This is a genomic window from Streptomyces sp. NPDC097129 (assembly GCF_055668065.1).
The window spans coordinates 1-1,227 of record NZ_JBVOQE010000078.1; the positions used below are offsets into that span (position 1 = coordinate 1).

Sequence of the window (1,227 nt, forward strand, 5' to 3'; positions counted from 1 at the left end):
GGATCCGGCGGGAAACCTTTTCTGCGTAGGTGATCCGCACTAGGGCTTGTTTGACAACGGTCCGAGAACGTGGCCCCTACTCATCCGGCAAGGCCCGAAATCGCGTCACCCGAACAGCTGTACATGCCTTCGTTCGCATACAGTCGGACGTGTCCCGGCGGCACCGTCCGCTGAGTCAAATCTGCCGATTGGGGGCTGGACGGATGGAATCGCCTGACTTACTAGGCCTGACGGCCTCACTTGCGTCGTCGACGCTTATCCTCGCGTTCGTTGCTGGGCTCATGCCGCGAGTCGTCGGTGATGAACCGAATCCCGTTGTCGGCATACGCACGAAGGCGACGATCTCGAGCCCCGAGGCGTGGCAATTGGCCCATCGGATTGCGTGGCCCCTTCTACGCCGGACGGTGTGGACAGCCGTAGTGGGACTGTGCATGCAGGTCGCCATCGGTGTCGTGACAGGTTTCGGATCTGTGGTGTCGGCTGTCGCCTCAACAGTCGTGTTTCTAGCGGTGCTCCTTGTCCTGCTCTGTGCAGCGTTGAAGGGCAACGCCGCGGCAAAATCGTTGCGGCGCTGACCACCCGGGCCCGCATTTGTCAGAGGTGCCCTAGTTCTCCGATTTCAGTTCCCGATACGCGGTCGTTCGCGCCGGCGTGGTCCACGGTCCCGCATCTCGAGGATCGCCGCTGCCGTGGACGCGACCGTCTTGTCGTCGTCGCGTGTCAGCCGGGCGAGCGCTTCCCGGGCCGCCGCGCCGGGAATCTCAGCGAGTGCCTGCGTGATTCGCAACCTCGTCGGGGCGTTGTCAGTGCCGTCGAGTCTTGCCTGCACGGCATCGACGACCTCACCGCTTGTCGGTGAGTGCTCCGCGAGAAGACCGAGCACCTCTCCGGCCTCGACGTCGCGTCGCCCGTCGGCGACCATCTCGAGGAGAGCGGGCATCGAGACGGCCTCTCCGCGAGATCCGAGGGTGAGAGCGGCATCAGCGCGGACTATCGCGTCCGAATCATCGAGAGCTCGCTTCAGTGACCGAGTTGCTTCCTCGGCGTGGATCCCGGATATGGCCGACGTCGCGCGGCGTCGAACCTCGACGTCCTCCGATTCGAGCCCCTTCGTGAGACCTGCAAGGCCCGCACCTTCGCTCCTCGCCAACGCCCACTGCAACGCACCCGCCACGTTGGCATCCTTCTCCGACAGGATGGCTTCGACGAGTGCGTCGACGGGCAATG

At 64.2% G+C, this 1,227-nt stretch carries 2 protein-coding genes; one reads left to right on the forward strand and one right to left on the reverse strand.

The window, feature by feature from the left end:
• Positions 1–281: 281 nt before the first annotated feature.
• The gene (locus AC0B9F_RS38225) at positions 282–575 is read left to right on the forward strand and encodes an SdpI family protein (protein WP_472010426.1); all 294 of its coding nucleotides are present in this window, start codon (positions 282–284) and stop codon (positions 573–575) included.
• A gap of 44 nt (positions 576–619) precedes the next feature.
• Here AC0B9F_RS38225 and AC0B9F_RS38230 read toward each other — a convergent pair.
• Positions 620–1,227 (reverse strand): HEAT repeat domain-containing protein (locus tag AC0B9F_RS38230; RefSeq protein ID WP_472010424.1); only part of this gene is annotated, 608 nt, incomplete at its 5' end.

Coding starts and splice junctions, on each gene's coding strand:
- AC0B9F_RS38225 (WP_472010426.1), top strand. CDS start 282: ATGCCGCGAGTCGTCGGTGATGAACCGAATCCCGTTGTCGGCATACGC.